Raw genomic sequence first — 26,517 nt, 5'->3', positions numbered from 1 at the left:
TTAAACACCTCTCGCCTCCCAGTAGGAATTCCATCTCGTCATCGTGAAAGCCAGAGTGGCCCGCAACTCCCACACGGTCATGTCGCGAAGCAACTCGTTGTTGAAGTTTGCTCGTGCGAACTCGATCGTCGGCATTTTGAGGAGAGGAACGATGCCCCACATTCTCATCACTTGGGCCACCATCGCGTCGTTCGACAGTTCTCGACCATGAGCACAATTCCGCCATCCGTTAAGGAAAATGGCCGCTTTCGGAATCATGTCTGGCGTGATCCCCTCGACGCTTTGCACGCCCAGATATGAGTTCAACGCGCCACGCACGATCTTGCTCGAGACGCATCCATGCTCAGCCGTCACTACCTCTTCGGCCCACGCAGATAGTTGCCCTCGTTCTTGGCGCGACAGTTTTCCGACCGAAGTGGCTTTTGCCCGTTGGACAACTATATTTGTAACAGACAAGTCCCCCGAGACTTGAATGATGTTGCTGCCCATCGCGGTCATCAATGGAGTGTCGTTTTCTGGTGCTCTGGTCATCCGTCGGTGTTCCCCTTAGCAAATACGATTCACACTTTGTACATCATTTGGTGTTCATTTTACTGCCACGAGAAATAGAAATTCGGCCTCCTACCTGAGTAATTCCGCTGCCGGTAGCGATCATGTTCCTACGTCCCACCGGTTCGCGCGCAGATGCCGCCTCTTCGGGCGGGAGTGCTCTGATCGTCTGCGGCATCAGCGTTTTTACCATTTGCACAAATTGGTTCGATGACACCTCCACTCCGGAGGTCTTAATCATTTCGAACGCCGTAGCGACGGCCTTCTCCATTGCATCGATCGGAACACTGTTCTCTACGGTGCGAGTCCCCGTCGTTATGTACTGAATGTCAACGCCCACCGATGCGATCGCGACCAAGTAATTCAGGTCCGGCGAGCGCTTACCCGTTTCGTACACAGTCTGAGAACGTTGGGTCGTTCCCGCGACGGCAGCGAAGTCCGTTTGGTTGTATCCAAGGCGAATTCGCTCCTCACGAAGCCTGTCGTGAGCACCAATTAGTGTTGACATAGCACCAAATGTTCCTATAATGGGTGTCAGTTGTACTTCTATCGACGTATGAATGGGGTTCAATATGACAGGTGAGCAAGTCAAGCGCAAGTTGCGCTCCGAAGGTAAGACCATCCGCCAGTGGGCGGATGAGAACGGTTTTTCGTACATCCTTGTGTCGCGGGTCATTCGTGGTGTCCAGCGAGGCAACTACGGAAAGGGCCACGACATCGCGGTCGCATTGGGAATGAAACGGGCTGTCGGGGAGGACGCATGAGCCGCGCAAAAAGCATCGTGTCGTCCGAAAATGCGCCCGAATTCAAGCCCGGATCGGGAAGCACCGACATCGTGGAGATGAAATCCCCGGATGTTCGGGGATTTGGTGACGCAGAACGTGCGTTGGCCGATGCGCTCGGCGTGTCTGTAATGGCCCCCCCGGAAATGCGCGTCGGCTCTGCCGTTTCGAAGATGAACTCCGCCCTGCGCCTCATCATCGAGGCCGGGCTTGAGCTTCTTAGCGTTCGCGTCGAATGCCCCCACGGAAGATTCGAAGAACTGCTCGCAGATCGAGGCATCCCCAGCCAGCGCGCCAGCGAGGCCATGACCTACGCTCGATTCGCAGCATCGCTGTCGCCCGATGATCGGGACCGCGTCATCGAAATGCCGAAGTCGAAGGTTCTCGAGCTCGCCAAGGCAGACCCTGAAGTTCTGCAGGATTTGTTCGAAGACGATGCGAAGTTTGACGAGCTGACAGCGCTGTCGGTGCGCGACCTTCGCGTCGCACTGCGCGATGCCAACGCAAAACGCACGGACCTCTCCACCCGTAACGAGACGCTGGAGCGCGAACGCGATCGCTTGCAGGAAGAGCTGCGCGTGTTGCGCGAGGGTCGGGTGCGCACTGGTGGTGACGTGCCAGCCGTCGTGCAGGACATTCGTCTGGAATGCGCTGCACTTCACAAGAAGGCGCTTATGGCGGTCGAGGATGTCGGGCGACTCGGGCGGGAATTCTTTGCGAACGGCCTTCCCGAAGACTCCGAGTGGAACGTACCCGTCGTGCGTCATCTGTACGGCTCACTCGCCTCCCTGCATGCCGTCATCGGCGGGCAGCTCGCGGACCTTCATAAGAGCTTTGGCCCTCGCGTGGGCGGTGAATTGTCGGTGCTCGATACGTTTTCGCCGGAGGAGGCGACGCGGTGCGCGCTTGAATACCGCGCGTTGATCCAAGAGCACGACCACGAAGCCAAGGCTCGCGAGTGGGAGCGTGAAATGGACCGCCCGCGCAAGGCTGGTCGACCACGCACCACTCCGAAGAAGTAATCCCCCGATCAGATCGACTACCGCCCATCAAGGTGCGATATGCGCTCCGTACTCATCAAATCCGACACCATGACCAGCCAAGTTCCGGCTGCGCTGAATAGCGACCCCTGGCTGGTCGCCACCGAAGCGCAGCGGCAGACGGCTGAGCTGCGATATCAGTTGATCGGCCCAGGCGTTCAACTGATCCAGTCCGGCGCCAGCGTCAACAACGTTGCGGCGTTGCTTTGCGAGCGTCTGCGCGATGCAGAGTCCGCTGTCCAGAAACAGCTGCTCGCCCACTTGGGTGAGGTGCCGTCCCTGTCCACGCTCAAGCGCTGGCTCTCAGCGTTCCGCCGCCAGGGCAAGGTCGGTCTGCTGTCCCATCACACCGGCCGCGTCCGCAAGGAATATGGCTGGGAGCTGCGCGCCACGGCGTTGTTCAATCTGCCGAGCAAGCCGAGCTATTCGGCCGTGTCGCTGAAGCTGCGCAAGGAAGGATTCGATACCGCGACGGAATCGCGCGTGAAGACATACCTGAAGTCTTTGCCAGCGACGTTGGGGGAGAACAGTCCCGCCCGCGTTGGCAAGCACCTGCATAAGTTGCGTCACCAGAAGTACCAGCCCCGCACATTGGAGCAGATCAAGGTTGGCGACATCTACGCAGGCGACGGCCATACCTGCGACTGCTATGTCGCGCATCCGAACACGGGCGGCTTGTTCCGTCCCGAACTTACCGCGTTCATCGACATTCGTTCGCGGTACGTGCCCGGTTGGTATCTGTCGGAGTCAGAGTCGGCGCTGTCGACGGTATTCGCGCTGTCGCATGCGATGCAAACCCACGATCACCTGCCGCTCTTTCTTTACCTGGACCGAGGCGCTGGCTATCGGGCCAAGATGCTCAACGACGAATCGACGGGCTTTTATGCGCGATTCGAAATGGACGTCATCGGCGCGCTGCCCGGCAATCCACACGGCAAAGGCTGGATTGAGCGGTGGTTCCGCACGGTGCGTGACCATCACGACAAGTTCTTTGCCGGTGGCCAGCTTTACTGCGGCGACGACATGGCCGAGGAAGTGAACCGCCGCTTGTCCGTACAAGTGCGCTCGGGCAAGCGCCAGTTGGCGTCCCTGGCCGAATACATGGCCAGCCTCGCCAACTTCATTCACGAGTACAACCACACGCCGATGGAAGTACTGGAGGGCCGCACGCCCGCCCAGGTATGGGCATCGCTTGATCGCAATCCCGTTGTGTTGTCTGCCGAAGCCATTGTCCGGCCGCGCGAGAAGCGCACCGTTCGTCGTCAGATGGTGGAGCTGCACAAGCGCCAGTACTACGCCGCCGAGCTGGCGCTGTACGACGGCAAGTCACTCACGATCGAGTATGACCTGCACGATGACAAAACCGTGTGGCTTTACGACGCCAAGGACCGATTTATCTGCCAGGCGTCCATCGTTCGCACGATCGGCGTCGTACCGCAGTCGCGCATCGATGAGCAACGCGAGAAGCGTCTGCAAGGCCAGATCAAGCGCCTGGAGCGAAAGACCGACGAAGCCCGCGCCAGGTCGTTGGACAGCGTGACCGTCCAGGACCAGCTCGCGCAACTGCCCGACCTGCAAGTTCAACCTGTCATCGATCTGGAGCGCCCTGGCAAGGGAATCGTGATCGATTTGCTCGATAACAACTAAGGAGCGTCCATGACTTCCAAGAGCCAAAACGAAGCGTCGCTGCCGGTGCCGACCGAGTGGACCGAGCACTACAGCGACAAGAACCGCGCCGAAGCACTCGCGATCTCGACGCAACTGGCCGACATCGGCAAGACGCGTGCTTGGCTCGCACGACTTTCGCGCGTCAATGTCACCACGCTGTCGACCGTACTCAACGGCAACTATGCGTCGGATCCGTCGAAATGGCTGCGGATGATGGCTGACGCGCTGGAGACGATTGTCGGGCGCGCGACGATCGCCGCCATGCCACACGTCCAAACCAGCGTGTCACAGCTTGCGACCGTGGTGTGCGATCGCGCTCGCAAATATCGCAACTTCGGCGTACTCACCGGATTCGTCGGTGTTGGCAAGACGGACGCCGTACGCCAGTACAAAGAGCAGAACAGTCACACGATCATCATTGAGGCGAATCCGAACATGTCGCCTGCCGTGATGCTCGATGAGCTGCGCGCGAATCTGTCGGCACCGATGGCACGCACGCTCGATGGGAAGTTCGCGACCATCGCTGAAGCGCTTTCGAGCTCAACGTATCTGATCATCGTGGACGAAGCCGAAACGATGATGCCGAACTGTCTGCACTACCTCCGTCGGATCCGCGACAAGGCAGGCATTGGCATCGTCCTTGTCGGTACGGACCGCCTGCTCCAACTCATCAAGCCCAGCTACGGCCAGTTCGACCAGATCCGCTCGCGTGTGGGCTTCTGGCCGCAGAACGTTCGCGGCATTTCGCGCGACGACGCTGACGCCTTGGCGCAGGCCGCACTGGACGACCAGGGCGAACTGTCCGCCGAGGTGCTGGAGGCGCTTTGGCATTACTGCCGAGGTTCCGCCCGCATGCTCATCGAGAACTTCATTCCGGCACTGCGCGACTACGGCCTGAAGAAGAACCACGAACTGTCTGCTGAGCTGGTCCATGCCGTCGCTCGCGACGCGCTGCTGCTCGGCGATCAACGCACCGTGTGAGGCAACCATGACGAAGAAAACGCGCTCATGCATCACCATCACTCAGAAGCCTGGCCGCACGCGTATCAGCGTAACGGGACGCTTCGCGCTGCCGATGCTCGAAGCACTGGCGAATGGTGCCCCGACGCCTCAGGCGGCAGCGATTACCGCGTGGCTCACGACACCGCCGACGGCAGAACAGGAGGCGCAGCATGAACCGGTCTAACCGATGGAAGCGGGGCCCAGTGCTGGCGGAAGTACTTGCTGGCCTGCAGCGAGTCGCTGCGGAGGCGCGCCTTACTGCCCAGCGCGTGCGCGTGCACTTCCAATTGCGCGCGTTGGAGCGCGACGAGCGTCGAGCGATTCGGGAGCTCGCGTGGCTGCACGGCGAGTACTTGAGTGCCCAGGCCAATTTCGCTCTGATCGAGCGGCGTTGCAAGAACCAACGGCGCGCACTTCAGCGCCGCTTGCAGGAAACCTTGCGTGATCGCTCGGGGGGCTGCGATGCCGCTTCCTGAAATCACCTGCCCGAACTGCCGTGTGCGCATGAGCCTGGATGTCGTGCTCGCTGACGACAGCATGCGCGACATCGTGCTCGCGCTGACCGACATTCACCCGGCCGGCGATGCCTTCATCAAGCCGCTGCTGCGCTATCTGAGCCTGTTCGCGCCGCGCAAGTCGCAGATGGCCTGGGGACGCATGGTGACGTTGATCCGCGAGCTTGAGCCCGAAATGCGCGCCGCGCAGTTGACCTGGAACGGAACGACGTACGCCGCGCCGCTCGCCAATTGGTCGTCCGCGATGGCTTATGCCGTCGACCAGGCACACCAGGGAAAGCTTGATCTGCCGCTCAAGTCGCACGGTTGGCTTCGTTCCGTGATGGCCAGCCAGATCATCCGCGCCGCTGGGCGTGCGGAAGAAGCACGCGAAGCGCAGCTGCGCGGCGTCTCTGGCGCAGGGACCGCCGAAGAACGTCGCGCACAAACCGGGCCTGAGGGAGGCCCGATCCGATTGGACGCTTCCCTGCCCAAATCGAAGATGCCGCAGCACATCCGTGAACAGCTGAAGTTAAAACCGAGGGATCCATCATGACCAAGCAGACCAAAGAAGTTATTCCGACGGGCTACCGCAAAAACGCTGTGGGCCACCTGGTGCCCGAGGCTACGATCCGCGACATCGATCTGGAGCGCGACGGCCTGGTCCGGGAAATGATCGACGCAGCAAAGGCCGCGCAGGAGAGCTTGAGCGGGCTCAAGCAACGTCTGTTTGGCGATGCCAACGCCTTTATCTCGCTCTCAGCGGACAAGTACGACGTGAAGCTGGGCGGTGCCAAGGGCAACGTGACGCTGCACTCGTTTGATGGCTCGCTCAAGGTCGTCATCCAACGCGCAGAGAACATGTCGTTCGATGAGCGTCTGCAGGCCGCAAAGGTGCTCATCGATGAGTGCATCACGGAGTGGGCGCGCGGTAGCGATCCGAAGATTCAGGTGCTTGTCCAGCAAGCATTCGAGACGGACAAGGAAGGCAAGATCAACGTGGGCCGTGTGCTGGCGCTGCGTCGCCTGGAGATCGATGACGAGAAGTGGCAGCGCGCCATGTTGGCCATCGGCGAGTCGGTGCAAGTCGTTGGCACGAAGACGTACATGCGCTTCTACGAGCGCCTGGAGGGCAGCGAGCAGTACACGGCAATCAGCCTTGACTTCGCTTCGCTGTGAGGCCCTGGACATGCACCTGCTCAACTTTCAATCGCACTTCGAGCCGCTGATCATCAGCGGCCGCAAACCTCACACCATTCGCGCCAAGCGCGTCGACGGACGGGATCCGGAGCCAGGCGACGTGCTGCGCATGTACGTTGCTCTCCGATCGCCGCGCGCCCGGATGATCGCCCAAGAGGTTTGCGAGTACGTGTCCGAGATCCAGATCCTGCCGCCGCTCGCCGACCGCTTGCCGCAGGTGTTCGTCGGCGATCGCTTGCTGGAGGAAGCGCAGGTCGAGGCGCTGGCCCGTGCCGACGGATTCGACGGATGGCGCGACATGGTCGCTTTCATCGCAGGCCAGTACGGATTGCCGTTCACCGGCAACCTCATCGGCTGGGTTCACACGCCGTCCTACGTTCGATTGCAGTAACGCCCGCCGCGAGCGTTTCGCGGCATCTCAATCCAACTGGAGAGCTACCTCATGAACAAGTCGCAACTGATCGAAGCCGTCGCCAAGAATGCCGAGCAAACCAAGGCGCAAGCCGCGCAATCCGTCGATGCGGTGCTCGACGCCATCCGTATCGGTCTGCAGGAAGACGGCGATGTCTCCCTGTCGGGTTTCGGCACCTTCGGCGTCTCGCAGCGGGATGCGCGCACTGGCCGTAACCCGGCGACCGGTGAGGCGATCGAGATTGCTGCCAGCAAGGCCGTGAAGTTCAAGGCCGGAAAGACGTTGAAAGACGCTGTAAATACGCCTGCGTTCTGATGCGAAACGCCCGCGAAAGCGGGCGTCTATCCGGCGTGGTTGCCGGGTACTGACGAGCAGCCACATTTGAGGAAGCCAATGCCTACCATCAAGAAATACACCTTGGAGCACGAGTTCGGTGCCCAGATTGACGTGGAGGTCGATCACGACATCCTGACGCCTGAAGTGCTCACCGAGTTTGTGATGTTTTGGGGTGACGGAGCCGAAAAGCTCGCAGAGCATGGGCCGCTCCACGCGTTTCTTCGCCGCTTCACGGTCGCGTTTCTGGTCGAGGCCATCACGTCAATCTCGCCATGCGACAGCTTCGATCGAGGGTGTGTCGAAGGCTACCCGGCAGTGGACGGATCTACTGGCCTGCGAGTGCTGCGTTACGACGCTTTCGACTTTGATGACGTTGACGTCTACGTGCGGGAACGCGCCGCAGCTTAAGGAGCGAGACAAGACATGACAAAAGACACGCCCGTGAAATGCACGCGTTGCCGCTTCCAACATCGCGAAGCCGAACGCATTCTGAAACCACGTCCACGTCAATCGGCCGCTGCGCTTCAGGTTAGCGATACCTGTTGCCCGCGATGCAACTGCAAGAGCTTCTACGACATGCGCCCACAGGTCGCGTGGTGCTGGGCCTCCGGTCTCATTGAGATCGGTGACGCGGCACCAGAGAGCAGCGCAGATGGTCGCGGCCCTATCGTCATCGCTATAGGACCGAAATATGCACTGAAGCCGTTTCTGGATGCTGTTGCCCGGCACGGTAAGGGGGAGAGCTCGGGATTGCTGCTCGTTCCTGGTGTGCCCGAATCGACGGATCCGCTCTGTGCCGCCCTCGCGCTCCGGACTTGGATCGACTGGTGCGCGAAAGGCAAATCGTGCCGGCGCGACGGGATCAAATTTTCCTAATCGCCGCTTCGGCTTCGGGGCATACGCATGAAGGACGTGAAAATCTATTACGAGGTTGTCGTTGGCGAACAGCTGACTACCGTATGCGGGGAATGCATTCGTCTGCCGTACACGAATGCGTCGTTCGGCATCCACGCACGCCACAGCGCCTTAGGGGAGTTCCAGGGGTGGACCGTAACGCACCTCCTGTCTGGCGCGTGCTTCGGTGAGGGTGGTACGAAAACGGCTGCATTCCGAAATGCGGTCGAGCACGTTCGCAAGTATGGGAGCGAAATGCCTTCAGTCCTGGCGCGCGCCATCGAATTCCGGGCGCAGCTTGAAAGCGCCCTTGTTGCTGCTCAAGGAGGTTGACATGGCACTGTCTCAAGATCCGGCAAAGCGCGACACACAGATGGTCCGTCTGAAGGCCATGAAGGCGGGCATGACCGAGGACCAATACAAGGATTGGCTGTTCGCCCAGTTCGGCGTGCGCTCGGCAACCGCGCTGACGGAGCGGCAACGAAGCCAGGCACACGGACGCCTGCACAAGCTGCTCGATGCGGGCAAGCCGCAATCCTGGAATGAGCCGCAGTTGCGCAAGCTGCGTGTCTTGTGGGGGATGCTCGCTGAGCGCGGAGCGATCCAGGTCAAGACAGAGGACGCGATGGAGGCCTGGGCCAAGCGTCGTATTCCTGGACTCGACTCGCTTCGCTTTGCGCGAAGCGAGGAACTGCAGCATCTGATCGAATCGGCCAAGAAGTGGCTACTTCGGGTAGATCCCGAAGTCGACCTGACGCTATGAGCACGGGGGCCGTCATCAATCGCGCTGCGTTGCCCGAGCTGCTGCGCGAGCTCATCGATTGTATCGGTGAGGCCGCTGCATTCGCACTGATCGACTGGCGCGGTGGCGCATATCTTTCGGTGCCCAAGCGGGTCGATCCGCAGCATATGCTGGTCGATCATATTGGCCCGGTCGCCTTCGTGGCCCTCGTGGATCGCTTCGGTGGCGAGACGGTCATGCTACCGAAGAAAGACGCCATCACGCGCCAGCAGCGCCACCAAATCGTGCGCCATCTTCGCTACTTCGAGCGACTGACCGTTGATCAGATCGCCATCCGTACCGGATACACGATGCGCCGCGTTTTCCAGATTCTCGGAGAGCGCCCCGCCGAACCATCGAGCGGCGATTTGTTTGAGTGAGGTTCACTGTCCAAGGGAACCCCATTCAAAAACCTTCAAACCGTATTTCAAAACCGCTGCTACCCTCCGGGACGACCCTTCGGTCACCTAACCCCGCCAACGGCTCCTAGGCCCTCTCAGTCCGCCTGCCTCAAACCGTCCCAACGAACCGTTTGCTTGTGAAATGGTTCACCAATTTTTCCTGGTCCGAGCCGCGCACACTGCGAGGCATGGACAAGACCACTCTTCCTCAAGCTAAGGGCCTCGCCAACTGGATCGAGGTGTTTCGGGCCGGCAGTCATACCGACGCCAAAGGTCAGCACATCACGTTTTCGCGTGCCGATCTCGATCAGATGGTCGCCAATCACGCATTGGGCGCAGCCCCGGCAGTGCTTGGTCATCCGAAACACAACGATCCGGCGTACGCCTGGACCAGCGACATTAAGCGGGACGGCGACACGCTGTTCGCGCGCTTCGAAGACATCAACCCGCAATTCGCCGCAGGCGTTGAGTCGGGTGCATACCGGAATCGCTCCGTGTCGGTGTTCAAGGATCCGCAGCACGGCTGGCGTGTTCGTCATGTTGGCTGGCTCGGTGCGACGCCTCCTGCCATCGATGGCCTGCGCCCCGTCGAGTTTTCAGACGGCCAGGAGTGCTTCGAGTTCGCCGCACCCGGCGTTGCGCAACTCGGCTGGGGCCTCAATTCGGCAGCTCGACTGTTTCGCGGCATCCGTGAATGGATCATCGGCTCCCAGGGCATGGAGGTAGCTGACTCGGTGCTACCGAACTACCAGGTCGAATCCATTGAAGAGGCAGCGCGTGCGGCGAACGATGCCGACACGGCGTCCGCCATTCCCGCTTTTTCCCACCCCGGAGGTAATGACGTGAACTTCACGAAAGACGACCTGGACCGTGCGCGCCAGGAAGGCATGGCACAGGGCCGCGAGACGGCAACCGCTGAATTCAGCCAGCGCGTGGACGAGGCTGACGCCCGCACGGCGCGCGTCGAGGGCGAACGTCGCGCCGAGCGAATCCAGACGCAGATTGCCGGTTGGCTCGATGAAGGCCGAGTGCTGCCGGCCGAAAAGACGGGCCTGGCCGAGTTCATGGCGCAGATCGAGACCGCCGGCCAATCGTTCGAGTTTTCGGCGAACAACGGCACGGTCACCAAAACCCCCGCGCAATGGTTCGCAGAGTTCATGTCGGCTCGTGCCCCGGTTATCAAGCTCGGCCAGCGCGAAGACGGCGGCACGCCGACCGATGTCAACGACGCAGCAGCGCTTGCCGAGAAGGCCAAGGAGTTCATGACGAGCCAAGCGGCTAAGGGCGTCACGGTGTCGTATGCCGACGCCGTCATGAAAGTCTCCACCAGCGCGGCAGCCGGCTAAGCCAGTCGAGGCACACGCACTTCCACTTATCCGATAGAGGATCGAAATGCTCACCAACAAACGAATTTTGGTCGCCAACTACGTTGCGGCCACCGCGATCGCCTCGCACCAACTTGTTGCGTATGGCGACGCTGATGACCAGATCAAGACCGGGACCGGCACGGCCGGCGAAAAGCTGCTGGGCGCGTCCACTGACGCGACGGCCGCGATCGGAGAGCGCGCCGACGTCGTGCTGCTCGGTCCGACGCCGGTCATGTACGGTGGTGTGGTCACGCGTGGCGACCGCATCAAAGCCGATGCACAGGGACGCGCAGTAGCGGCGGCCGAGGGTGACGTCTCGGTCGGCGAGGCGTTGATTAGCGGCGCAGTTGGGGACATCGGCTCGGTGTTCATCGGTCGCTAATCGCCCAGCTTCGCCTTCAGCACACACATCGCAGTTCACTCTAAGTTTAGGAGCACTCTATGGGTCCGTTTCCGATCGATCCGCAGTTGACCGCCATTGCGGTGATCGTGCGCAACCAGGCGATGATCGCCGACCTGGTCCTGCCGCGCACGTCACCGCTGGGCAAGCCGACTTTTGCGTACCAGTACTACCCGCCCGAGCAGCAGTTCACCGTGCCGGACACGAAGGTCGGTCGTCGCTCGCAAGTCAACGAAGTCGAGTTCAACGGCGAGCGCAAGACCTCGGAGACCGAGGACCACGGTCTGGATCACCCGCTGCCTCAGACCGATATCGACAACGCGCCGGATAACACCAATTTGCAGGCGCTGACGACCGAGATGCTGTCCGGCCTGATCCTCCTGGGGCGCGAGATCCGTGTCGCCCGCCAGGTGTTCAACGCTGCGACGTACAACGGCAACTCGGAGAACGTCGCCGCGACGGATCGCTTCGACAACGCGAACAGCGACCCGCTCGAATACCTGCTCGATGTGCTGGATCGCCCGATCATGCGCCCCAACGTCGCGGTGCTTGGCCAGTCCGAATGGCGTGCATTGCGCACCCATCCGGTCATCGCCAAGGCTGTGCACGGCAACGCGGGCGACAAGGGCGCAGCGACGCGTGAGCAAGTGGCCGAGCTGCTCGAAATCGACCAGATCCTGGTCGGCCGTGCTCGTGTGAACCTCTCGAAGCCTGGTCAACAGGCCAAGATTGCACCGGCCTGGAGCGGTGGCATGTCGTTGCTGTATCAGGACACCGCTGCCGCCAAGATCGCCGGCGTTGTCGACGGTGCGAACGTCACGTTCGGCTTCACCGCTGAATACGGCTCGCGCATCGCTGGTGCCGAATCGGACTCGAAGATCGGCCTGCGTGGCGGCGTTCGCGTGCGCGTCGGCGAATCGGTCAAGGAAGTCGTCTGCGCACCGCAGCTCGGCTTCTTCCTCAAGGACGTCATCACGCCGGCATAACAACCCGCGAGCGTGCCAGCGACCCCGGCCGGTGTGGAGTGCAGCGCCGGCCGGGCAACGGCAGGAGAGATCATGAGCGAGAAGAAAACGTATGAGGTGGTGCAGCCGATTCGCCTGGAGCGTCGTTCGCATCCCATTGGTGCGCGTGTTCACGCTGAGCCCGATCACGTCGCCGACCTGGTGGCCGGCGGCGTGCTGCGTGAAGTGGGCGACGCCGTCGCACAACAGCGCCCGACCGATGGCGCACAGTCGAAAGCCGGTGCAAATCCCGATGCCGCGCTGGACACTGCCCCGAAGGGTACGTCGGCTGGGGTTGAAAGCGGCTCGCAAGCCGCCAAAGCGCCCGACAGTACGGCGCAGGCAACAAACGACCAGCCGACGCGCAGCCCTGTGAAGAAGCCGGCCGCAAAAGTCGCAGCGTCGAAAAACGCCCCGAAGCGCGGCACCGCAGCGAAGAGCCGGCAATGACCGCATACGCGACGCTGGCCGAGTATGTGCAGGAGTTCGGGCTTGAGGAAACCTGCCAACTGTTGCGTGATGAAGGCGGCGATCTCCTGACGCCCGAGCTGTTGCGCGAAGGCATCGCTGACGAGTACTCGCCGGAACGTACGGCCGACGAGCGCGACGCCTGCGACCGCGCAATGGCCAGATTGAGCGCCATGCTGGATCAGACCAGCCGATTCATGGACGGGTATTTGCGTGCGAACGTTCGCTTGCCGCTTCTGCAAGCGGATATCGACCAAACGCCTCTGAAGACGTGCTGCCTGGCGCTCACCCGGTGTTCCCTGCAAGACGACCCGGACAACGCGACAGACCTGCAGGAGAAGCGCTGCAAGTCCTGGTACGACTGGCTGCGGGATGTCTCAACCGGGCGCGTGCGGCTGCTGCCGCCGCCAGTGGCAAGCGGTCGACGTGTGCTTTGGGGCAAGGTCGATAGCGGCTATGACTGGGGGAACTACGGGCGATGAACGGCGCATCCGTCCAGTGGTCGTTTGACGACGGCCAGATCCGCAGGCACCTCGCCGCAATCGGGGGCGCGACGTTTGAGCGTGTGCGTCAAGACATCGGCGAATACATGCTCGGGCAGATTCAGGATCGATTCGATCAGCAGCAGCTCTGGGATGGATCGGCGATGCCGCAGTCGCGCGCAGCTCTGGCGCGCGGTGGCCAGACACTCATGAATACCCGGCGACTCTATAGCAGCTACGTTTATCGGCTGGTTAGTGGCGGCGTGGAGATCGGTAGCAACCTCGTCTATGCCCGGATACACCACTTCGGCGGCGATGCCGGGCGCGGGCACGCCGTGCGCATCGAGGCCCGGCCGGTGTTGGGTGTGAACGATGAAAACGCGTCCGTGATCGGCAACATGCTGCTCGACGCCATAAGGATGATGTGATGTCCCACCCGCTGAAGTCCGTTGAAATTCTGGACAGCGTGAAAGCTGAGATCCGCGCGCGCATGGGCTCGATGTTTAAGACCATCGAAGATTACGGCGGCGATTTCGGCGACGAAGAGATCGGCGCGAAGTCGTTCGTATCTCCTGCTGCGTTCACGACCTGCCTGGGATGGCGCAAAGCGGCAAAGGGGTCGTACGTCGGCGGGAAATTTGTCTGGGAAGCCCGCTTCGCCGTATTCATCGTAACGAAGCATAGCGAGCGAGCCGAGCGCATGCGCGAGGCAATGGTGCGCGCTGAAATGGTGTCGCGCGTGCTTCAGGCGTGGTCGCAGCCACCGTGCGCGGGCCGTCCCGAGGGCTTGATGGCAGAGAACCTTTACAACCGCAAGCTCGACACCAAGGGTCTGGCGCTCTGGATGGTTGCCTGGTGGCAGGAGGCCGAGTTTAACGGCGCGCCGTCTCCTGACGATATCCCTGCGATGGACGCGGTTGGTATCACGAGCGAGCCGATGGTGTCGGTAGAGGATCCGCCTGGCGAGATGCCTGATTTGACTGTGGAACATGAAATCAAAGGAGTGACGAATGGCAACGAAATCTAAGTCCGGCGGCAGCGCCTCCACCGCGCCGACGCAAATCGCAACGGAATTCGACGTGACCGAGTCTCCCGTCCCGCAGGTGCGTTTGCCCGCACCGCGAATGGGGCAAGTGATCCGTGTCGTTGCCGGCGCTGACCGTTTCGTCATCAATCGTGAATTCGGCGGACGCTACAGCGAGACCGAGGCGTCCCCTGCGACCGTCAATCTCCGCATCATTCGCTTGCTCCAGGACAGCGACCTGATCCGCCAGCCCGACGAGTGATCTTTCCCGCCGACTGAAACGCACTTTCAACGAACTTTAATGAGGCTTTCGACATGTTGCCGAACCTGCTTTCCTTGAACTTTCTGGTGCCGTTCGTGGCACACAAATTCGATGCATCCAAGGCGATCCGTGGTCTTCGCGGCATGCCGCGCAGCCTGCTGCTCATCGGCCAGGCGAGCCCTCCCGTCGGCGTCGATATCACGAAGCGCCAACGGGTGACCAGCGAGGCCGAAGCCGTAGGCCTGCTTGGCGAAGGCTCGATGCTGCTCTCGATGTGGCGCAAGGCCAAGGCGAATGCCGACCTGGGCATGCCGATCGATCTCGTGATCCTCGCGGATGACGAGACCGCGATCGCATCGACCGGGAAAGTGACCGTGCAAGTCAGCGCGCAACACGCTGCTGGCGAATTGCCGCTGTACATCGGCGGCGTACGTGTGCGCATCGGCGTTGCCATCAACGACACGGCGATCACGGCGGCGACAAAGCTGGTCAACGCTATCAACGCTGTTCCCAGCCTGCCCGTAATCGCTGCGGCGGGTGCGGTGGACGGCGAAGTGAAGCTGACCTGCCGCTGGAAAGGCGCGACCGGTAACGGCATCGATCTGCGTGGCACGTATTACGCGGACGACCGTCTTCCTCAGGGCGTGACGTTGGCGGTTTCACCGATGGCTGGCGGCGCGGTCAATCCCGACATTACGCCCGTGGTGTCCGCAATTCAGGGCTTCTGGCCGACGGAATACGCAATGCCGTACACCGACAGCCCGAACATGGGGGTGCTGGAAACCGAGCTGGAGCGGCGCTGGAACTTCGACAACATGAAGGACGGCCAGGCCGTGACGGTGATGCGCGGCACCGAAGGTGAGGTCGTCGGCTGGCTGGCCCCCCGGAACAGCCCGCAGGTACACACCATCTGCGTCACTCGCGACCTGACGAATACCTGGGAGACGGCAGCCGCTGCTGCGGCTGCGATCGAAAGTCAGGCTGCGATCGATCCCGCTCAGCCGTGGACGGGCGTGAAACTCGGCGGGTATGTCGCGGCACGCCTGGAGGACGACTGGGAAGTCGAGCAACGCAACAACATGCTCGTGGCCGGCGGCTCGGTACTCGAAACCATGGAGGACGGTACTGCGAACATCCTGCGCATGGTGACGAACTACACCACGCATCCGACGGGGGCCGCAGATGCTTCCTGGCGCAATCTGAACTGGGTGAAGACGCTGTCGTATTACCGGTGGTTCATCGTCTCCGAGTTCCAGACGAAGTATCGCGGGTACAAGCTGGCTGAATACGTCACGGAGCCGATTCCGGGCCAGAAGATCATGACGGCCCAGCTCGGCAACGACATCATGCTCAACTGCTACGAGCAGTTCATGGGGGCGGGCCTGTTCCAGAACATGGAGTACTACAAGAACGCGCTTCTGGTGGAGGTCGACGGGCCGAACGGGAAGCTGAAGATTGTGGATCAGCCGGTCCTCATCACGCAGCACTACCAGACAGAAATCACCAGCGAGTTCATCGCCGGGCACGTCTGATCAACCGCACATCACACAATTTTCTGACTGACTGGAGGGGCTAAATGGCCTGCGATAGCGAACTTTTCCGCGTGGATAGCTTCACCGTCGATGGTGAGGAATGGGCGATTGAAGACGGCAGCGCAACGATCGAAGGTGCAGCCGGCTTCGAGCGCGAGGCTGCTCTGGCGGCAAACGGTCCGGATTTCACGACGCGTAAGCGCGTGGCCCGTGTCATCAAGGCCAAGCTGCTGTTCACCGGGTCGCGCAACCCGGACACGATCAGCCAAATCTGCGAAGCGCAGATCGTTATGACCAACTTGCATACCGGTCGACGCGTGCGGGCTGGCAAATGCTCATTCATGAGCATGGGCGAGGTCGGCACGGGGGCTGTTGATATCCAGTTCGCGGTCCTCACGGCGCTCCAGTGGCTTTAAGCATCATCAGCTGACACAACTCTCCCGAAGGCAGGATTTTTCCTGCCTTCGTTACTTTCCGCCCACACATTCGAGGCTCACACCATGAATCAGCAAGACATCCATGTCGTCACGCTCGTTGACGGCCTGCGCTCCCAGGTCGGAGATCAGGAAGTCCGATATCGCACGGTGCGCCTGCGCGAGACGACCGTCGCAGACGAATACGCTGCCATGCAGCTCGCGGAACGCGTTGTCGACGTGAAGGGCAAACCCACGCTGCTCGTGTCCGACGAGTTGTATCGCGTCGCGTTGACGCTGCGCCATTGCGATCGCTTCCAGTGCGCCGGTCTGGACGACATCCCGTTGAGCCTCATGACGCTGGAGATGTTCGGCCGTCTGTCGCCGCTCGATTTGGCGCGCATCGAAGAGCGTTGTGTCCTGGTCGACTTGGCGGCGCAGCTTCGTCACGGTCTGATTTCGCAGGACGCATTCGAAACGATGCTCAGCGACGTGTCCAAATCGGAGGGCACCGGCCCGCGATCCGAGGGCCAGGCTGCAGAACTGGGAGACGTTGGCGCGTCAGCTCAGTCTGGCCCTTCCATGCTCACTGACTACGCTGCGCGAGACACCGAAGGTGCAACTGATGGCGCAGGCCGCTGACTTGGAGCGGATGCATAAAGCACGGCAGGCAGAAGCGAGGAAGAGACGATGAGCAGCATGACGTTGCGTTACATCATCAATCTGGCGGGCGACCTTAAACGACGCGCAGCAGAAAACGCACGCGCGGTCGAGCAAGCTGGAAAGCGGCAAACCACGGCGCTGACCAACACCGACAAGGCAGCCCAGAAGGCCGAGAAGTCTGTAGAAAAGGTCGGAGCCAAGACGGGCGCGAGCAAGCTCGAATCCGATGCGCGTCGCATGCAATCGGGCTTGAACAATGTCACGTCGGCCACACAGCGAGCGGACAGTGCGCTGGCCCGCCTGGGCAGCTCAACGGCACTTGATCGGCAGTTTCGTTACCTGGGCAGCATCGCACGACGGATGAGTGATATTCGCCGTGACGCGGATCGCATGGCTGCTGTGCTCGGTCGTGCTGGCCAGACGGCCGGCGCTGTCACCGGCGGCGTAGTCGCAGGCGGCGCGGCTGCAGTGGCTACGCTCAAGCGGCCGGTGCAATTCGACACGCGGTTGGCCAACATGGCAAACGTGGCCTATGGCGATCGTAATCTCGCGGGCCGCCTGCTTGGCATGAAGGAACTCGAAGGCACCATCAATGACGCGGTCCGCCAAGGCGGCGGTACGCGTGACTCTGCTGCAGAGGCGTTGAACAAGGTCATTTCGTCCGGCGTTGTGAAGATTGATACGGCCAAGGCCATGCTGCTTGATCTCCAGCGCGGAGCAACCGCTGGAGATGCCGACGTCGGAGATATCGGAAACATTGCGATTGCCGGCCTACGAAACTATGGGCTGACCGAAAAGAATATCGGCCAAGCCATTTCCAAAGCCGTCGTCGCCGGACAAGAGGGAGGATTCGAGCTGAAGGACATGGCTCGTTGGTTGCCTGAGCTCATGGCTGCATCGAGTGACAAGCTGGGCATGCGCGGGATGGCCGACTTCGAGCGGCTGGTGTCATACGCACAGGCCTCCATCATGACGGCTGGGAGCGCCGACGCTGCAGGCAACAACCTCAAGAACTTGTTGTTGAAGATCAACTCAGCCGATACGGAAAAGGACTTCGCTCGTTTGGGCGTTGACCTTCCGAAGTCACTTGCGCGCGCGCGCGAGCGAGGCGTTGACGGTATCGCGGCGTTTGTAGATTTTGCCGAGCAGATTGCCGGCAAAAACAAGAGTTTCATATCTCTTCGCGATCGCGCCGCGTCCGAACAGGGCGACGAGAAAAAAGCGACGCTTCAAGCAATGGCGTCGATTCTTCAGGGATCGGCCATCGGACAGGTTATTCAAGACCGGGAAGCCCTGATGGCGCTCGTCGGCATCATGCAGAACAAGGGCTACGTGAAAGATGTGCTGGCGAAAGTCCATGAAGACACAGGGCAAGCCGTCGCTTCCAACTTTGATGTCATCTCTGGGCGCGCGGGATATAAGGCGCAACAGGTCGCAAACGAAACGGACATGGCGCGAAGTCGCGTGTTCGACCAAATCGACAGCCCGCTCAAAGCGGTGCTGACGAGCGCGACGGATCTCGCTCAAGCATTTCCAGGCGTAACAACTGCGCTGACCGGATTTGGCCAGGCGGTCGGTATCGCTACCGCTGCAGGTGCCGGCGGCGCATTCACCGCTTTTCTGTTGTCGCGCGGCCGCTCGGGTGCTCCTGGTGGTGCAGGCCCCGGTGGACTCGGAGGGTTCGGAGCCGGTCCTATTCCGGTCTGGGTGGTGAACAAGATGCCTGGCTGGGACGCCCCCATGCCTGGAGGCCCAGGCGGAGCCGGTGGCGCTGGCGGTGCTGGTGGTAAGCGTGGCGCTGCATTCCTTGGCGGTGCGCGCGGTGCTGGCATGGCGGCGGCCGCGTATGCCGCTTACGAGGCGATCCCGACGCTGCTCGATGGTTCGAAATCAGCGACGGAGAAGGTCAATGATCTCGGCCGTATTGCGGCAGGAGCAACTGGCGCGTGGGCTGGGATGCAAGCCGGTGCAGCAATCGGTGCATTTGGCGGTCCCCTCGCACCGATCACGGTTCCGATCGGCGGCGCAATTGGCGGGGCGCTCGGCTATTTCGGTGCGACGCGCGCCGGTGACGCCCTGGCACGCATGACGGCCACGCCGTCCCAGCGGGCAGGACTCCTGGCCGATGCGGCTGGATTGCCCACAGATACGCAGGACCGTATGAGCGTCCTGCGTACTGCGCCCGCCTACATGGCAAACCCGCTCATGCAACCATCCGTCGGGCTCGACATGATCAAGCGCATCCAGGCGGAACCGCAGCGGGTCGAGATCGGCAACGGCCAGCTCGGCATTAACGTCACCGTGCGTGACGATCGCGTGATGATTGGAACGCAGGTTTTCCGGCAGCCCAATGCGCTGCGCATTGATCCCGGCGCAACAAATCCAGGGGGAACGAACTAATGTCACTGATCGACAATCTGCCAAGCGTCCCGAGTCTGCCGAGCGTGCCCAGCCTGGGGAGCCTGACCAACTTGGCCGGCTTAGGCGGTCTATCGAGCCTCGCCGGTGCTGGCAAAAACACCTGGTTGAATCAGCTTCGTACTGCATCGTGGCGCGACGTGCCGTTCCAGGTCGATTCGACCGAAATGACCGATGGTGACAACACCGTCCTACGCGAATACCCGTTTCAGGATCTGCCGACGGTCTTTCGCATGGGCGCTGGTGCGAATGAGATTAAATTCTCGGCGTACCTCATTGGCGACGATTACCTGGATCAGCTCGGCAAGTTGCGCCAGGTGCTGACGGGTGATGGCGTGCTAGTCCATCCGACGCAGGGCAGCATTCGCTGCTGGTGCAATGGCAAGTACACCATCAAGGAAGCGCCGACGTCTGAGGGCGGGTGCGCTCGCCTGGAGCTGTCATTCGTCAGGGCCGAGCCGCGTCGGTATCCGGCCGGGGTAACCAACACCACCGACCAAGTTTCCGATGCGGCCGACAACGCAGAAAAGTCGCTCATTGACTCGCTGGCTGCCAATTTCAATGTCGCAGACCTGACAGGCTGGGCCAAGGACAACGTGCTGTCGCGCATGCGCTCGGCTCTTGATACTGTCTGGGACGGTATCTCGGCGGTCAATGGCGCTTTCGACACGTACAACAGCCTTGTGCGCCAGTACATCACGTTTCCGCTGAACGAGTTGTCGGCCATCTCATCGGTGCTCGGCAGCCGATTCTCGGACCTCACGAAGATCCCAGATACGCTGACGTCGAGCGATGCTTGGTCGGTCTTCGGCGCGGCACGCAATCTGTGGAAAGCGCCGACGGCGACTCAGAGCCTCCTGTCTCAGTCGACGCCGGCGTCACCGTCTGGATTGCCGCAAGCGATCAGCCCTGACGTCGCGGCTGCGTACGCTTCCACGGGCTTCACCCCCTCGTCCGCACAGGCCAAGCTGGCCGAGGCCTTCACACCGCCCGTGAGTCCTTACCAAACGGCGTCGCGTCAGGCAGAAGCGCAAGCGCTCAAGACGCTCGAAGGCTTCGTCAACGGTGTCATGACGATCATGGCCGTTCGGGCGGTGACGCAGATCGACCTGGACAACTATGACCAGGCGCTTGCGCTTCGCTCGGACTTCGGCCAGCAAATCACTGAGCTGATTCTAGCCAGCGCAGCTGAGCCGATCGGCGGCGTTGGCACGACGACGACTCACGATTCTCTTGTGCGCCTGAAAACCGCCGTGCTCACGGACCTGCAGGCCCGATCGCGTGACCTGGCGCGTCTCACGACATACACGCCCGAGTCCTGGCAGCCGGCGCTGTACGTTTCGTATCGGATGTTCGGCACGACTCGCTGGGCTGACGAGATCATGGCCATGAACCCCCATGTCCGTCATCCGCTGCTTGTGCCGCCTGGTACTCCTTTGCGCATCACGAAGCACGACTGACCTATGGCAAAACCCACTCAGTTCACGCGCGACGACGCGAAGATTTACGTGACGGTCAATGGCCGCGACTACCAGGGGTGGCTTTCGTCCAGCGTCGAGCGGTCACTGGAGACGCTGTCGAGTCGCTTTAGCATCCCGGTTTCCCTTATTCCCGGCAATCCTCCGAACATCAATCGCCAGGACAGCATCAAGATTCGGATCAACGAAACGCTGGTCGTAACCGGGACGGTACTCGCCGCAGAGCCGTTCTACCGGCGTGATGACTGCGGATTCAAGATCGAGGGCCGCAGCCGTAGTGGCGACCTGGTGGCGTGCTCGGCGATCTATCGCGGCGGTCAGTGGCGAAATGCGAAACTCGATAGGATCGCGCGGGATCTGTGCTCACCTTTTGGCATCGACGTGCGTATCGATACGGACATCGGCGAGCCGATCCGGGATCTGAAGATCGAGCATGGAGAGAAGGTCGTCCAGGTACTCGCCCGAGCCGCGCGATTGCGCGGTGTTCTGGTGACGACCGATGCCGAGGGGCGTGTGCTCATTACCCGCGCGGGACAAACGAAAAGCCACGGTGCCATCGTGCGAGGCGTCAACGTGATCAGCATGGAGAGTGCCAGCACCGACGCGAATCGCCACTCGGATTACTTCTGTTACGGCCAGGGCAACGTCACGCACCACAAGAGCCTTCAGACGCTCGATGTCGGGGGAACGATGGGCGACGTCGCCAAGGCATTCGGCCAGGCCGTGCAGCAGAAGGCCCATGCCAAAGATCCCGGCATGAAGCGATATCTGCCGTTGGTGATCCATGCGGATGGCAACAACGAAGCGCCGGACATGCAGCGCCTGGTCGACCACACGATGCGCGTTCGCCGTGGCCACGCGTTCGGCTTTAAGTACACAGTGGAAGGCTGGACGTGGCAAGGCAAGCCGTGGGAAATCAATACTCTTGTGCCGATCTATGACGACATCGCGGGTCTGGACGGTGAAGAATGGCTGATCTGTGAGGTGAAACAGACTGTGGACCTCAAGGAAGGCGACGTAACCGAACTGCTGGTACGGCCGACGGAGGCATACGACACTGTGCCGCTCAAGACGAAGGTGCGACGCGGTCGCGGCAAGGGGAAGCGCGGAAAGGACGGTTCCGTACTCGAATTCAAGGGAGACCCGTCATGAACCTCATGAACATGCTACGCCGGGCGCTGCTACGCGGTCTCAAGGAAGGCCCCGTCCAGGAAGTCTCAGTGCAGGTTTTCGACAGCAGCGGTCGTGAAAGCGTCGAGCGCTGGCAAGACTACGGCTTTGCGGGCAATCCGATCGACGGTCAAGGGCTCGTCATCGAAGCTGGTGGACATACGATCGTGTTACGCATGGACCGCATCGACGGCCGCCCCCACCTAGCACCTTACGACGTGGCCGTATGGCACAAGGAAGGGCATTGCATTCAGCTCAGCCAGGGCGGGAAGATCACGGCGAAGTGCACAGATTTCGAGGTGGAGGCCGACAATATTGCTCTCAAAGGCAAGAACGGCGTAGCAGTCACGACGCCAACGTTGTCGACCAGCGAAGCGCTTACGGTCGGCACGCGCGCGGAAGTCGGCGAGTCGCTGCAGGTCTCAGAAAGCGAGTATTTCGGCCACAAGCACGACAACGTTCAACACGGTAGTGACCAGTCAGGCGGCGTCTCCCGCTAACTCCCTCCTGTCGTTTGTGAAATGTTTCACAGCGACTTAACTCCCTCCTGAACCGATCATGAAGGCCTAATCAATAGGCCATCATGATCGATATCCTCACCACCTCCCGAGCATCCGTTGATACCGGCATCCCGTTCGACTGGAGCGTCGTTCGGAGCGGTCGCACGACCAAAGGTGCCTGGCACGATTTCTCGAATCCCTGCATCGCCGTTGGTCACTATGCCGACCTCCTGGAGGTTCGCGCTCTGGAGCTCGATGACAGCCTTTGCACGGCAGTCATTCTGTCGCTCTTTTGCGACCGCCGAGCTGACGACGACACGGTGTTGCCTCAGAACCAGACGGACCGTAGAGGCTGGTGTGGCGACGAGTTCGCCATGCCTGCTGCTGAAGCGCCGCGCGATGAAACCGACGCGTGGGGCTCGCATCTGTGGCTCTGTTATGTCACCAAATCGACGGTCGACATGCTGGAGCGGGCTCGCTTCGCCGCGTGGGAGTCCCTGCAGTGGATGGTTCGCTCTGATGTCGCCAGCCAGGTCGACGTAGTCGCGCAGTGGACCGGCGCGACAAATGAACGTCTCGCGCTACGCCCGCGCATTTTTCAAGGGAACACCGAGCGCCCGGTCTACGACGTACTTTGGGGCACAAGCCTTCGGAGGGCTGCTGCATGAGCACATCCGTCCAGGTAGCGATCCCTTCAATTGCAGAGCTCAAGGACAACGCCGCTCGCCAGCTCCAGCAAGGACTTGTCGACGCCGCGACTGAGCAAGGGGCGGACTTGTCCGCCGCGGACGTGGCGCTCGCACGCTCGAACATCGATGTGCAGGCGTTCGTCCAGGGCGTTGGAATTCACGGCGCATACCGTTATCTGCGCGACTACATCGCCAAGCAAGCCATTCCGACCAAGTCGAGCGACGCGTTTCTGGACGATTGGCTGGTCGCCTACGGCTTGCCGCGTAAGGAGGCGAACGTTTCACGCGGCGTGGTGGTCGGCACCGGCACCGCGAATTCCTTGCTGGAAGCTGGCAACGTCATTCGGGCTGATGGCGACCAAACGTTCACGATACTGGAAGACGCTCGCGTCGCCGCCGATCTGAGCATTACGGCCAAAGTAGCTTGCGACATCGCAGGTAGCGCCGGCAACCTCGCGGCCGACACGCCGCTGGAGCTGATTGCGACTGTCCCCGGCATTGATGTCAGCTTCAAGGTCGGCCCGGATGGCATTGCCGCCGGCACGGACCGTGAGACAGACGCCGAAGGCATCTATCGGTTGGGACAGCGTTTGGCTAACCCGCCCCGAGGCAGTGCGCCTGGCGACTACGAACGCTGGGCACTCTCCGTGCCGGGAATCACGCGCGCATGGGGTGTTCGCAACCCGAGTGGCCCGACAACGGCAGGCGTCGTCATCATGGCCGACAACAACACGCCGTACGGTCTGCCGACGGCCGCGCAGAAGCAACTGGTGTACGACTACATCCGTGATCCGATGCGTGGTCCGCCCGACGAGCTGTTTGTGATTGTGCCGGATCCGGTCTTCGTCGACATCGAGCTGGAGATTACGCCGGATACGACCGCAACACGCGATGCGATCGAGCTGGAGCTGAAAGACCTGTTCTTTCGCGAGGCAGCACCGCATGGCCGCATTCCGCACTCACACCTGCGTGAAGCCGTTTCGACAGCGCCAGGCGAGTTTGATCATCGGTTTATCGCGCCGGTACTCACGGAGGGCGGCTTTCTGGTCGCCGGTGCGTACGAGATTCTGATCCTTCGGTCGGTGACGTTCCGCTGATGGACAAGTTCTGGCAAGCCCTCACGCACCTGTTGCCACCTGGCTTCGCGTTCCCCCGCGCGCCCGGATCCGTCGTCATGCGCTGGCTCAAGGCATGGGCGGGCGTCCTGCGCGAGCACCACGAGTGGGTCGAAAGTGCCGTTCGACAGTGGATTCCCCACCGGACGTGCTCACGCCTTGAGGAATGGGAGGAAGCGCTGGGCTTACCTGATCCCTGCTTCGAGGGCGAACAGGATGGCGAGCAACGGCGCACGAACATGCTCGCGCGGCTGCGTGGCGACGTTGACCTGGCATACGACGACAGCTCGGCGGAAAGCCCGGAGGCGATCAAAGCCTATCTGGCCAGATACGGCTATCAAGTCGAAATCTGGTATTCGACGCCGTTTCGCGTTGGGCGAAACCGGGTCGGCGATCGGCTCGGCAGCCTATCAGGCGTGCTCAACGTGAAGGTGCTGTATCTGTGCGTCCCTTTCCGGGTTGGGGCGAACCGTGTTGGCCAACGTCTGCGCATCTGTAGCCAGGACGGCATTGAAATCCAATGCCTGCTTGGCCGAATCGCGCCAGCGCGCTTTGAAATCAACGTAATCTACCTTTAAAGAGGCTTTGAATGGACTACACAACCAGTGCCGACAATGTGGTGCACGGCCCGACTGGCCACCGCATGCACAGCGACAGCGTCGCCGTGCCGACGGTCTGGTCCGGGGATGACGGCAATATGATCATCTGGAGCCTGATGGAGCTGCTGAAGCTGGCCAACATGGACGGCCAGCCGTTTAATCCTGATGATCCCGACAGTTACACGCTCCTGCGTGACGCACTCCTGGCCGTCTTTGCCAAGCGCTCTGACTATCCCCGCGTCTACTCAATTACGTCGCTGCCCACGCAGAATATCGGTCCGATTACCGTGGCCGAGGCCGGGGAGGTTTGGATCTGGAGCGCCAGCGCGTATTTCACCGGCTACCGTTCGCCGCTTTGCGGCCGCCCGATCGACGGACATACATTGACTCCGCTGGCCAGCGAAATCGACGCCGTTGGTGGCACGTTGAGCAAGACCGCATACGCCGGTCTGTGGGGCTACGCGCTGGAAAACAACCTGGTTGTCGCCTCCGGTGCGTGGACGGCCGGCATGCACAAGTTTGTCGACCTGGGCGGGGACAATTTCCGGTGTCCGGACCTACGCAACCAATTCCGCCGATATACGGGGACCGACGCTGACACTGCAAATGCAAGAACGCTCGGTTCCGCTCAAACCGCTGCATTTTTGCATCACTCTCACGCCTACGGTACGGCCGCTATCGTGCAGAGCGGCGTGGGTGCTGGCGTGGTGACTGGCGGTAATTCAAGGGCAGGCACCACTGAGGAAAACGGCGGGTCGGAAACGCGCCCCGTGAATACTGCATTCGCTCCGCGGATTCACGTATAAATGTGCACGCGCGGCGCGTACGTGGTGCTAGGCGGCCGTGCTTCCGCGCCCCGAGCGCTCGTGCATTCGCTATGAAACGGCCCTATGAGGATGAATGATGGAAGAGAAAATTGTGTATCAAACCGATCCGGCGGGATTCTTCCTGTACCAGGAAACGGCCCATGAGCTGTTTATGTCGCCCGGTGAATTCAACGTGCCCTACGGTGCGGTGGAAGTAGGGCCGCCGGCAGCGAACGAAGGCTATGCTCCCAAGTGGGACGGTGAGAAATGGGCGATCGTTGAGGATCATCGCCAGAAGTCGTTCTATGTTGTTACTACGGGTGCCCCCTATATGTTGGGCGATTCCATTGAATTGGAGAACGAAAGCGTCAGGTATGACGGGGGCGGTCCTATCCCCGTTTGGCTCACTTTGGATGTTCCGCCTGTCACCGATCCGCAGCTTGGCGTGAATTGACACTCGGGCCATGGCTTTGGCGTCTCGCACCGCGAGAACACTTCTCGGCTTTCCGGACGAGCCAAAAATTGCGGCCGTAATTGCTGGGTCAAATTAAACGTCAGCGCGGGTCAA

Annotated in this window: 37 protein-coding genes and 1 other RNA gene; 36 read left to right on the top strand and 2 right to left on the bottom strand. The window is 61.2% G+C overall.

Going from position 1 to position 26,517, the window contains the following annotated elements:
• A complete protein-coding gene (locus tag PCO31010_RS02455) occupies positions 1-498 on the bottom strand; it encodes a hypothetical protein (RefSeq protein WP_246184407.1) in 498 nt (165 codons plus the stop codon).
• Between the two features lie 76 nt (positions 499-574).
• Positions 575-1,225, bottom strand: a complete 651-nt coding sequence (locus tag PCO31010_RS02450) for a helix-turn-helix domain-containing protein (RefSeq protein ID WP_246184406.1) — start codon at positions 1,223-1,225, stop codon at positions 575-577.
• Between PCO31010_RS02450 and PCO31010_RS02445 the strand changes: the two genes are divergently transcribed.
• The 36 genes from PCO31010_RS02445 (at position 1,149) to PCO31010_RS02270 (ending at position 26,403) form a co-directional block, all read left to right on the top strand.
• Positions 1,149-1,313 carry a helix-turn-helix domain-containing protein gene (locus PCO31010_RS02445; protein ID WP_246184405.1) on the top strand — a complete coding sequence of 55 codons (165 nt, stop codon included), beginning with the start codon at positions 1,149-1,151 and terminating at the stop codon, positions 1,311-1,313. The two genes, PCO31010_RS02450 and PCO31010_RS02445, sit on opposite strands and share 77 nt — an antisense overlap.
• Positions 1,310-2,353 (top strand): hypothetical protein, encoded by a 1,044-nt coding sequence (locus PCO31010_RS26850; RefSeq protein ID WP_246184404.1) that lies wholly within the window; start codon positions 1,310-1,312, stop codon positions 2,351-2,353. The genes PCO31010_RS02445 and PCO31010_RS26850 overlap by 4 nt, the downstream gene beginning before the upstream one ends.
• Before the next feature lie 69 nt (positions 2,354-2,422).
• On the top strand, positions 2,423-4,018 hold the full coding sequence (locus PCO31010_RS02435; protein ID WP_246184403.1) for a Mu transposase C-terminal domain-containing protein: 1,596 nt from the start codon (positions 2,423-2,425) through the stop codon (positions 4,016-4,018).
• 9 nt (positions 4,019-4,027) lie between these two features.
• Positions 4,028-5,020, top strand: a complete 993-nt coding sequence (locus PCO31010_RS02430; protein ID WP_150662833.1) for an AAA family ATPase — start codon at positions 4,028-4,030, stop codon at positions 5,018-5,020.
• A gap of 7 nt (positions 5,021-5,027) precedes the next feature.
• Complete coding sequence (locus tag PCO31010_RS02425; RefSeq protein WP_150662832.1) at positions 5,028-5,225, top strand: hypothetical protein; 198 nt, start codon at positions 5,028-5,030, stop codon at positions 5,223-5,225.
• On the top strand, positions 5,212-5,517 hold the full coding sequence (locus tag PCO31010_RS02420) for a hypothetical protein (RefSeq protein ID WP_150662831.1): 306 nt from the start codon (positions 5,212-5,214) through the stop codon (positions 5,515-5,517). The genes PCO31010_RS02425 and PCO31010_RS02420 overlap by 14 nt, the downstream gene beginning before the upstream one ends.
• Entirely contained in the window at positions 5,504-6,091 is a 588-nt protein-coding gene (locus PCO31010_RS02415) for a hypothetical protein (protein ID WP_150662830.1), read from the top strand. The genes PCO31010_RS02420 and PCO31010_RS02415 overlap by 14 nt, the downstream gene beginning before the upstream one ends.
• Complete coding sequence (locus tag PCO31010_RS02410; protein ID WP_150662829.1) at positions 6,088-6,714, top strand: DUF3164 family protein; 627 nt, start codon at positions 6,088-6,090, stop codon at positions 6,712-6,714. The genes PCO31010_RS02415 and PCO31010_RS02410 overlap by 4 nt, the downstream gene beginning before the upstream one ends.
• A gap of 10 nt (positions 6,715-6,724) precedes the next feature.
• Positions 6,725-7,126 carry an ASCH domain-containing protein gene (locus PCO31010_RS02405; protein ID WP_150662828.1) on the top strand — a complete coding sequence of 134 codons (402 nt, stop codon included), beginning with the start codon at positions 6,725-6,727 and terminating at the stop codon, positions 7,124-7,126.
• Between the two features lie 51 nt (positions 7,127-7,177).
• Complete coding sequence (locus PCO31010_RS02400; RefSeq protein WP_150662827.1) at positions 7,178-7,462, top strand: HU family DNA-binding protein; 285 nt, start codon at positions 7,178-7,180, stop codon at positions 7,460-7,462.
• Positions 7,462-7,528: hammerhead ribozyme type II (locus tag PCO31010_RS02395), an RNA gene on the top strand. Before PCO31010_RS02400 ends, PCO31010_RS02395 begins: the two co-directional genes overlap by 1 nt.
• A gap of 12 nt (positions 7,529-7,540) precedes the next feature.
• A complete protein-coding gene (locus tag PCO31010_RS02390) occupies positions 7,541-7,891 on the top strand; it encodes a DUF2528 family protein (RefSeq protein ID WP_150662826.1) in 351 nt (116 codons plus the stop codon).
• 15 nt (positions 7,892-7,906) lie between these two features.
• Positions 7,907-8,359: a hypothetical protein gene (locus tag PCO31010_RS02385; RefSeq protein WP_150662825.1), complete on the top strand. Its 453-nt coding sequence runs from the start codon at positions 7,907-7,909 to the stop codon at positions 8,357-8,359.
• A gap of 27 nt (positions 8,360-8,386) precedes the next feature.
• Positions 8,387-8,710, top strand: a complete 324-nt coding sequence (locus tag PCO31010_RS02380; protein WP_150662824.1) for a hypothetical protein — start codon at positions 8,387-8,389, stop codon at positions 8,708-8,710.
• 1 nt (position 8,711) lies between these two features.
• Positions 8,712-9,140: a regulatory protein GemA gene (locus PCO31010_RS02375; protein ID WP_150662823.1), complete on the top strand. Its 429-nt coding sequence runs from the start codon at positions 8,712-8,714 to the stop codon at positions 9,138-9,140.
• A gap of 29 nt (positions 9,141-9,169) precedes the next feature.
• Positions 9,170-9,538 carry a hypothetical protein gene (locus tag PCO31010_RS02370; protein WP_246184402.1) on the top strand — a complete coding sequence of 123 codons (369 nt, stop codon included), beginning with the start codon at positions 9,170-9,172 and terminating at the stop codon, positions 9,536-9,538.
• A gap of 158 nt (positions 9,539-9,696) precedes the next feature.
• Positions 9,697-10,905, top strand: coding sequence for a hypothetical protein (locus tag PCO31010_RS02365; RefSeq protein WP_246184401.1), 1,209 nt, complete (start codon positions 9,697-9,699; stop codon positions 10,903-10,905).
• A gap of 46 nt (positions 10,906-10,951) precedes the next feature.
• Complete coding sequence (locus tag PCO31010_RS02360) at positions 10,952-11,308, top strand: capsid cement protein (RefSeq protein WP_150662821.1); 357 nt, start codon at positions 10,952-10,954, stop codon at positions 11,306-11,308.
• Between the two features lie 59 nt (positions 11,309-11,367).
• Positions 11,368-12,312: a phage capsid protein gene (locus tag PCO31010_RS02355; RefSeq protein WP_150662820.1), complete on the top strand. Its 945-nt coding sequence runs from the start codon at positions 11,368-11,370 to the stop codon at positions 12,310-12,312.
• A 72-nt stretch (positions 12,313-12,384) separates the two neighbouring features.
• A complete protein-coding gene (locus PCO31010_RS02350; RefSeq protein WP_150662819.1) occupies positions 12,385-12,780 on the top strand; it encodes a hypothetical protein in 396 nt (131 codons plus the stop codon).
• On the top strand, positions 12,777-13,280 hold the full coding sequence (locus tag PCO31010_RS02345) for a phage protein Gp36 family protein (protein WP_150662818.1): 504 nt from the start codon (positions 12,777-12,779) through the stop codon (positions 13,278-13,280). Before PCO31010_RS02350 ends, PCO31010_RS02345 begins: the two co-directional genes overlap by 4 nt.
• Positions 13,277-13,708, top strand: a complete 432-nt coding sequence (locus PCO31010_RS02340; protein WP_150662817.1) for a phage virion morphogenesis protein — start codon at positions 13,277-13,279, stop codon at positions 13,706-13,708. Before PCO31010_RS02345 ends, PCO31010_RS02340 begins: the two co-directional genes overlap by 4 nt.
• Complete coding sequence (locus tag PCO31010_RS02335; protein WP_150662816.1) at positions 13,708-14,307, top strand: phage protein Gp37; 600 nt, start codon at positions 13,708-13,710, stop codon at positions 14,305-14,307. Before PCO31010_RS02340 ends, PCO31010_RS02335 begins: the two co-directional genes overlap by 1 nt.
• Entirely contained in the window at positions 14,291-14,566 is a 276-nt protein-coding gene (locus tag PCO31010_RS02330) for a hypothetical protein (protein ID WP_150662815.1), read from the top strand. The genes PCO31010_RS02335 and PCO31010_RS02330 overlap by 17 nt, the downstream gene beginning before the upstream one ends.
• Positions 14,567-14,619: 53 nt before the next feature.
• Complete coding sequence (locus PCO31010_RS02325) at positions 14,620-16,098, top strand: phage tail sheath subtilisin-like domain-containing protein (RefSeq protein ID WP_150662814.1); 1,479 nt, start codon at positions 14,620-14,622, stop codon at positions 16,096-16,098.
• Between the two features lie 44 nt (positions 16,099-16,142).
• Positions 16,143-16,514 carry a hypothetical protein gene (locus tag PCO31010_RS02320; protein ID WP_150662813.1) on the top strand — a complete coding sequence of 124 codons (372 nt, stop codon included), beginning with the start codon at positions 16,143-16,145 and terminating at the stop codon, positions 16,512-16,514.
• 84 nt (positions 16,515-16,598) lie between these two features.
• Positions 16,599-17,153 (top strand): phage tail assembly protein, encoded by a 555-nt coding sequence (locus PCO31010_RS02315; protein WP_150662812.1) that lies wholly within the window; start codon positions 16,599-16,601, stop codon positions 17,151-17,153.
• 48 nt (positions 17,154-17,201) lie between these two features.
• Entirely contained in the window at positions 17,202-19,574 is a 2,373-nt protein-coding gene (locus PCO31010_RS02310; RefSeq protein WP_150662811.1) for a phage tail tape measure protein, read from the top strand.
• The gene (locus PCO31010_RS02305) at positions 19,574-21,052 is read left to right on the top strand and encodes a DNA circularization protein (RefSeq protein WP_150662810.1); all 1,479 of its coding nucleotides are present in this window, start codon (positions 19,574-19,576) and stop codon (positions 21,050-21,052) included. Before PCO31010_RS02310 ends, PCO31010_RS02305 begins: the two co-directional genes overlap by 1 nt.
• Before the next feature lie 3 nt (positions 21,053-21,055).
• Positions 21,056-22,222 carry a phage baseplate assembly protein gene (locus PCO31010_RS02300; protein ID WP_150662809.1) on the top strand — a complete coding sequence of 389 codons (1,167 nt, stop codon included), beginning with the start codon at positions 21,056-21,058 and terminating at the stop codon, positions 22,220-22,222.
• Positions 22,219-22,740, top strand: coding sequence for a phage baseplate assembly protein domain-containing protein (locus PCO31010_RS02295; RefSeq protein ID WP_150662808.1), 522 nt, complete (start codon positions 22,219-22,221; stop codon positions 22,738-22,740). The genes PCO31010_RS02300 and PCO31010_RS02295 overlap by 4 nt, the downstream gene beginning before the upstream one ends.
• A gap of 83 nt (positions 22,741-22,823) precedes the next feature.
• Positions 22,824-23,408, top strand: coding sequence for a phage GP46 family protein (locus PCO31010_RS02290; protein ID WP_150662807.1), 585 nt, complete (start codon positions 22,824-22,826; stop codon positions 23,406-23,408).
• A complete protein-coding gene (locus PCO31010_RS02285) occupies positions 23,405-24,526 on the top strand; it encodes a baseplate J/gp47 family protein (protein ID WP_150662806.1) in 1,122 nt (373 codons plus the stop codon). The genes PCO31010_RS02290 and PCO31010_RS02285 overlap by 4 nt, the downstream gene beginning before the upstream one ends.
• A complete protein-coding gene (locus tag PCO31010_RS02280; RefSeq protein WP_150662805.1) occupies positions 24,526-25,122 on the top strand; it encodes a putative phage tail protein in 597 nt (198 codons plus the stop codon). Before PCO31010_RS02285 ends, PCO31010_RS02280 begins: the two co-directional genes overlap by 1 nt.
• 11 nt (positions 25,123-25,133) lie before the next feature.
• Complete coding sequence (locus tag PCO31010_RS26845; protein ID WP_246184400.1) at positions 25,134-25,949, top strand: phage tail protein; 816 nt, start codon at positions 25,134-25,136, stop codon at positions 25,947-25,949.
• Positions 25,950-26,043: 94 nt separating this feature from the next.
• Positions 26,044-26,403: a phage tail protein gene (locus PCO31010_RS02270; protein WP_150662804.1), complete on the top strand. Its 360-nt coding sequence runs from the start codon at positions 26,044-26,046 to the stop codon at positions 26,401-26,403.
• The last annotated feature ends 114 nt before the right edge of the window (positions 26,404-26,517 follow it).

Source organism: Pandoraea commovens (assembly GCF_902459615.1).
Lineage (GTDB): Bacteria > Pseudomonadota > Gammaproteobacteria > Burkholderiales > Burkholderiaceae > Pandoraea > Pandoraea commovens.
This window is presented reverse-complemented; position numbering and strand designations above follow the sequence as displayed.

Coding starts and splice junctions, on each gene's coding strand:
- PCO31010_RS02380 (WP_150662824.1), top strand. CDS start 8,387: ATGAAGGACGTGAAAATCTATTACGAGGTTGTCGTTGGCGAACAGCTG.
- PCO31010_RS02345 (WP_150662818.1), top strand. CDS start 12,777: ATGACCGCATACGCGACGCTGGCCGAGTATGTGCAGGAGTTCGGGCTT.
- PCO31010_RS02285 (WP_150662806.1), top strand. CDS start 23,405: ATGAGCACATCCGTCCAGGTAGCGATCCCTTCAATTGCAGAGCTCAAG.
- PCO31010_RS02400 (WP_150662827.1), top strand. CDS start 7,178: ATGAACAAGTCGCAACTGATCGAAGCCGTCGCCAAGAATGCCGAGCAA.
- PCO31010_RS02355 (WP_150662820.1), top strand. CDS start 11,368: ATGGGTCCGTTTCCGATCGATCCGCAGTTGACCGCCATTGCGGTGATC.
- PCO31010_RS02360 (WP_150662821.1), top strand. CDS start 10,952: ATGCTCACCAACAAACGAATTTTGGTCGCCAACTACGTTGCGGCCACC.
- PCO31010_RS02430 (WP_150662833.1), top strand. CDS start 4,028: ATGACTTCCAAGAGCCAAAACGAAGCGTCGCTGCCGGTGCCGACCGAG.
- PCO31010_RS02410 (WP_150662829.1), top strand. CDS start 6,088: ATGACCAAGCAGACCAAAGAAGTTATTCCGACGGGCTACCGCAAAAAC.
- PCO31010_RS02300 (WP_150662809.1), top strand. CDS start 21,056: ATGGCAAAACCCACTCAGTTCACGCGCGACGACGCGAAGATTTACGTG.
- PCO31010_RS02350 (WP_150662819.1), top strand. CDS start 12,385: ATGAGCGAGAAGAAAACGTATGAGGTGGTGCAGCCGATTCGCCTGGAG.
- PCO31010_RS02405 (WP_150662828.1), top strand. CDS start 6,725: ATGCACCTGCTCAACTTTCAATCGCACTTCGAGCCGCTGATCATCAGC.
- PCO31010_RS02320 (WP_150662813.1), top strand. CDS start 16,143: ATGGCCTGCGATAGCGAACTTTTCCGCGTGGATAGCTTCACCGTCGAT.
- PCO31010_RS02415 (WP_150662830.1), top strand. CDS start 5,504: ATGCCGCTTCCTGAAATCACCTGCCCGAACTGCCGTGTGCGCATGAGC.
- PCO31010_RS02435 (WP_246184403.1), top strand. CDS start 2,423: ATGACCAGCCAAGTTCCGGCTGCGCTGAATAGCGACCCCTGGCTGGTC.
- PCO31010_RS02310 (WP_150662811.1), top strand. CDS start 17,202: ATGAGCAGCATGACGTTGCGTTACATCATCAATCTGGCGGGCGACCTT.
- PCO31010_RS02315 (WP_150662812.1), top strand. CDS start 16,599: ATGAATCAGCAAGACATCCATGTCGTCACGCTCGTTGACGGCCTGCGC.
- PCO31010_RS02425 (WP_150662832.1), top strand. CDS start 5,028: ATGACGAAGAAAACGCGCTCATGCATCACCATCACTCAGAAGCCTGGC.
- PCO31010_RS02455 (WP_246184407.1), bottom strand. CDS start 498: ATGACCGCGATGGGCAGCAACATCATTCAAGTCTCGGGGGACTTGTCT.
- PCO31010_RS02305 (WP_150662810.1), top strand. CDS start 19,574: ATGTCACTGATCGACAATCTGCCAAGCGTCCCGAGTCTGCCGAGCGTG.
- PCO31010_RS02325 (WP_150662814.1), top strand. CDS start 14,620: ATGTTGCCGAACCTGCTTTCCTTGAACTTTCTGGTGCCGTTCGTGGCA.
- PCO31010_RS02375 (WP_150662823.1), top strand. CDS start 8,712: ATGGCACTGTCTCAAGATCCGGCAAAGCGCGACACACAGATGGTCCGT.
- PCO31010_RS02340 (WP_150662817.1), top strand. CDS start 13,277: ATGAACGGCGCATCCGTCCAGTGGTCGTTTGACGACGGCCAGATCCGC.
- PCO31010_RS02385 (WP_150662825.1), top strand. CDS start 7,907: ATGACAAAAGACACGCCCGTGAAATGCACGCGTTGCCGCTTCCAACAT.
- PCO31010_RS02270 (WP_150662804.1), top strand. CDS start 26,044: ATGATGGAAGAGAAAATTGTGTATCAAACCGATCCGGCGGGATTCTTC.
- PCO31010_RS02290 (WP_150662807.1), top strand. CDS start 22,824: ATGATCGATATCCTCACCACCTCCCGAGCATCCGTTGATACCGGCATC.
- PCO31010_RS02420 (WP_150662831.1), top strand. CDS start 5,212: ATGAACCGGTCTAACCGATGGAAGCGGGGCCCAGTGCTGGCGGAAGTA.
- PCO31010_RS02280 (WP_150662805.1), top strand. CDS start 24,526: ATGGACAAGTTCTGGCAAGCCCTCACGCACCTGTTGCCACCTGGCTTC.
- PCO31010_RS02295 (WP_150662808.1), top strand. CDS start 22,219: ATGAACCTCATGAACATGCTACGCCGGGCGCTGCTACGCGGTCTCAAG.
- PCO31010_RS02335 (WP_150662816.1), top strand. CDS start 13,708: ATGTCCCACCCGCTGAAGTCCGTTGAAATTCTGGACAGCGTGAAAGCT.
- PCO31010_RS02390 (WP_150662826.1), top strand. CDS start 7,541: ATGCCTACCATCAAGAAATACACCTTGGAGCACGAGTTCGGTGCCCAG.
- PCO31010_RS02330 (WP_150662815.1), top strand. CDS start 14,291: ATGGCAACGAAATCTAAGTCCGGCGGCAGCGCCTCCACCGCGCCGACG.
- PCO31010_RS26850 (WP_246184404.1), top strand. CDS start 1,310: ATGAGCCGCGCAAAAAGCATCGTGTCGTCCGAAAATGCGCCCGAATTC.
- PCO31010_RS02450 (WP_246184406.1), bottom strand. CDS start 1,225: ATGACCCGCGACACAAGGATGTACGAAAAACCGTTCTCATCCGCCCAC.
- PCO31010_RS26845 (WP_246184400.1), top strand. CDS start 25,134: ATGGACTACACAACCAGTGCCGACAATGTGGTGCACGGCCCGACTGGC.